We start from the raw sequence: 3416 nt of genomic DNA on the forward strand, positions 1-3416 counted from the left end.
CACGAGAAACTCGTCGCCGCCGTACCGAATGACGACGTCGCCTGCCCGAAAGTTGTCCTTGAGCATCACCGCCACTTCCCGCAGCACCCGGTCGCCGGTCAGATGGCCGAAGCGGGCGTTGATTTCCTTGAAGCGGTCGAGATCAAAAAGCAGCAGGGAAAGGGGCTTGACGTGGCGTTGCGCCCGCGCCATCTCCCGGCCGAGCACTTCCTCCAGCATGCGCCGGTTGTAGGCACCGGTGAGAGGGTCGAGGAGCGCCAGAGTCCGATTGAACTCCGCTTCGTGCTCGACCTCGAGTATGCTCCAGCGCAGCCGCGTAATTTCCCGCCGCTTTTGGATAACGTAGATGTTGAACAGTATAATGAGCGTGACGAATCCGAAAACAAGCTGGGGAAGCAGCCGCGACTGGATGGTGATCGCCCGCAGGCCCCAAAAGACGGAAGGAGCAAGAAAGCTGAAGACGCAGCCGGATACGAGCAGGGTAACGAGCAACAGAATGGAAAAGAGCTGCCAATCTCGCCGGTCGAGTTCCTTCAGCCGGGTGGTGGGATCCTTACCCGAAGCCTTTGCTTTCCCGGTAGTTGAAGCTCCTTGTTTAGCGGCTGGGCCGGGAGATGCCTGGACAACATCCGGGGTTTGTGTGGCCATGTCGGAATCCTGCTATGGGGGAGGAGCAGCGTCCTCAGAGGTGGACAGATTTTAACAGATTGCTATCGTACTGTATCCCCAACTTGTTCTAAGGATAAACATCCCTGGAACAGCCGGAAGACAGCAGAGCGCAATTCTTGTCTTATTTGGTCGCGGCCAATCCGGAGCCAACCAAAATAGGTAATCGGGGCTGCCCATGAGCCGTCTTTTCGGGATTGTAGCGGCCAAGAACATCCGGGTCAGGTTTGGGCTAGGGAGCCTGACCAAACAGTCAGAGCTTCTAAAGCAGATCAACCCGGACGGCTGGGGCCTGGGATGGGTGGGAAGCGCGGGAAGCGGGGTCGAGAAGAGGGCATTGCCGGTGAAAGGCAGCCCGGGGGTGGAGGAGCATTGGCTCGAAGGGGAGGGAACGCGGTTCATCGGCCATATTCGCCGGGGGACGCGAGGCGGGCGCAGCCAGCGGAATTGCCACCCTTTCCTCTACGGGGGTTGGATTTTTGCCCACAGCGGGCATCTCTTTCCAAAGCTTGAGGCCGCTGTCAGGAAGAGGCTGGGTCACGTTGAGCTCGGGAGCGAGACGGACAGTGAGGCGCTGTTCCGCTGGCTCCTCAAGAGTTTCGAGCCAGCACAACCGGCCGAACAATGGCTTCGCCGGGCGTTGAAGCCGCTGGTTGACGACGGCGAATTTTCAAGCCTCAATTTCATCCTGGCTAGTGACACCGCCTTCTACGCTTTCCGTTTATGTACGCGCTCAGCCGCCTTCTATTCCCTCTATCACCGGGACTGGACCAAAGGCACGCCCCTTGCTGGTGACTCCCAGGAGACTTACACGCGCCTTGAAAGTAAGGGATTGGCCGAATCGGAGGCAATCCTCGTCTGCTCAGAAAGATTGTTGGAAGGGGAATGGGCTGCGTTGGAACAGGGTGAGCTTTTGACCGTCACCGGCGATCTCGAAGTGCAAACCTTCAAACTCTTCTAGAAGCTCTTTTGTAACCCCGGCCCCATCGGTCGTGTCATTCTGCCTCATAGATGAGTCCCGATGAAATCGGGACGAAGAATCTCCCTGGATAGACGCTTCGCCCGGTGCGGCGCGCTTAGTATCACACAGCCCCGCCCGATCGTCCTCCTCGGTTATGTGACAGATTCTAGCGAACTCCGCGATTCTGGAGCTTATGGATCTCGTTGAGGTTGTGAAAGCCGCCGAACAGGGAGCCGGCGACATTGACGGTTTGTGGCAGCCACCAGAGTTTGCGCACCCAACGCCGCTGGCTACGAAGCATCCGCCAGCCAAGGTAGTTTGCGCCACTGGCGCTCACCTGCAGGGCGGCGAAGAGGCCAGCATCGGAGCCGGCCACTGGCCGAAGGAAAGGATTGACTTCGCGTCCGCCGTAGCCATGAAGCAACATGCGAGTGGTGCGAGCGTCAAAGGCAGCGGCAGCCTGGGTGCTGAAGGTGAGGGAAGTCCAGACCATGCGCTCGTTGCGTGAGATGGGGCGAGCTTCGGGCATTCGCAGGATGGGAATCGGGGCTGGCGCGGAGACCAAGGGCGGACTCAGAGGTTGAGGCGCCACCAACAGAGCGAGCGCACTCGGAGACGCTGAAAGCCGCTCCAACGCTGCCGCATCCTCGCCCGGAAACTCCTCGCCCGGCAACGCAGCAACGAGTTGTAGAAGAAGTACTGCGCCGGCAACGGTCATGGGGCCCTCCCGAGGGCTGGGGATGGGCGCCAAGGCTTGCGGTCAATCCGCATCCTTCGCGCTCATGCTCGAAAGTAGCTTCGCCCTACCGCCCGACCAATAGTGCGCGCGATACAAACCGTCCAGAACCCGCGTACCCCTGCATTTCGTACCAAAAACGCTCAAACTAAAGTTTCATGAAAGGAAATGCCGGTGAAAGGCACAGGGCGACTATACCTGCTTCGGGCGACAGCGTTAACGAAAAGTAGCCCTTTGTGACCAACAAGGAACTGAGGTTAGGCCGATCACAAGAGTCATTTCGGCCTTGCAGCCACGAGACCTGCTCGGGCAACCCCCCGGCCTCGCCCTGCTATCCTGGCGGGTTTGGAACGACCGAAGATGAAGAGAAGAAGGGTTGCCTTGACAGCTCAAGACCGGGCCAATAGACTCAAAACGTTGAGCGCGCACAAGAAGGGAGCACGCATGCTGCTGCACCGGGATTATGTCCATTACCTGGCCAAGGCGCTGGTGAAGCGCCTATTGGAAGGCCAGATGATCGAAACCGGACAACAGCAGGCGCTGGTCGGCCGCATACGCGCCGCCATGGCCGAGGAGCTGGCGGTGGAAGACCGCGTGAACGAGGAGGTGCGGTCCATCCTCGAACAATATCAAGACGAAATGAGAAGGACCGGGGCCTCCTATCAGGAGATGTACAAGCGCGTCAAGAATCAACTGGTGCGGGAGAAAAAGCTAATCTTGCGATAGGAGTGGGCGTTGCGACTCAGCCGGGAAAAGATTATGAAAATCTCCCACGTTGTCACTGATGAACTCGTGAAGATGGACGAGGTAAACTTCGTCGAGGATCGGAACACCATTCGCCTGGAGATCGTGAAAATTCTTCAGACGCTTCTCAAAGAAGAAGAAAAGATTGATGCCGGCGTCAAGCAGAAAATTGGCTCGCAGAAAAAAGAGATTCCCGAGGGAAGCGCCGAGTACGATATTCTCTATCGGAAATATTACGGCGAAGAGCTGAAGCGGCTGGGGATTATCGCCCGCGAATAGCGCATCGCCTCTCAAAAGGCCGACGGGCGG

At 58.2% G+C, this 3416-nt stretch carries 3 protein-coding genes and 1 pseudogene; 2 read left to right on the forward strand and 2 right to left on the reverse strand.

What is annotated here, in order from left to right:
• The coding region (locus VIH17_08815; GenBank protein HEY4683337.1) for a diguanylate cyclase at positions 1-648 on the reverse strand (648 nt) is incomplete at its 3' end.
• 196 nt (positions 649-844) lie between these two features.
• Between VIH17_08815 and VIH17_08820 the strand changes: the two genes are divergently transcribed.
• Positions 845-1627, forward strand: coding sequence for a class II glutamine amidotransferase (locus tag VIH17_08820; protein ID HEY4683338.1), 783 nt, complete (start codon positions 845-847; stop codon positions 1625-1627).
• 166 nt (positions 1628-1793) lie between these two features.
• On the opposite strand, the gene VIH17_08825 is transcribed toward VIH17_08820, so the two are convergent.
• The gene (locus VIH17_08825; GenBank protein ID HEY4683339.1) at positions 1794-2345 is read right to left on the reverse strand and encodes a DUF5658 family protein; all 552 of its coding nucleotides are present in this window, start codon (positions 2343-2345) and stop codon (positions 1794-1796) included.
• Positions 2346-2807: 462 nt separating this feature from the next.
• On the opposite strand from VIH17_08825, the pseudogene VIH17_08830 reads away from it, so the two are divergent.
• A pseudogene (locus tag VIH17_08830) lies at positions 2808-3386 on the forward strand (DUF507 family protein).
• The last annotated feature ends 30 nt before the right edge of the window (positions 3387-3416 follow it).

This window comes from Candidatus Acidiferrales bacterium (assembly GCA_036514995.1).
GTDB lineage: Bacteria > Acidobacteriota > Terriglobia > Acidiferrales > DATBWB01 > DATBWB01.

Bases quoted from the DNA above. Each gene is read 5' to 3' on its own strand.
- VIH17_08820 (HEY4683338.1), top strand. From the start codon at position 845: ATGAGCCGTCTTTTCGGGATTGTAGCGGCCAAGAACATCCGGGTCAGG.
- VIH17_08825 (HEY4683339.1), bottom strand. From the start codon at position 2,345: ATGACCGTTGCCGGCGCAGTACTTCTTCTACAACTCGTTGCTGCGTTG.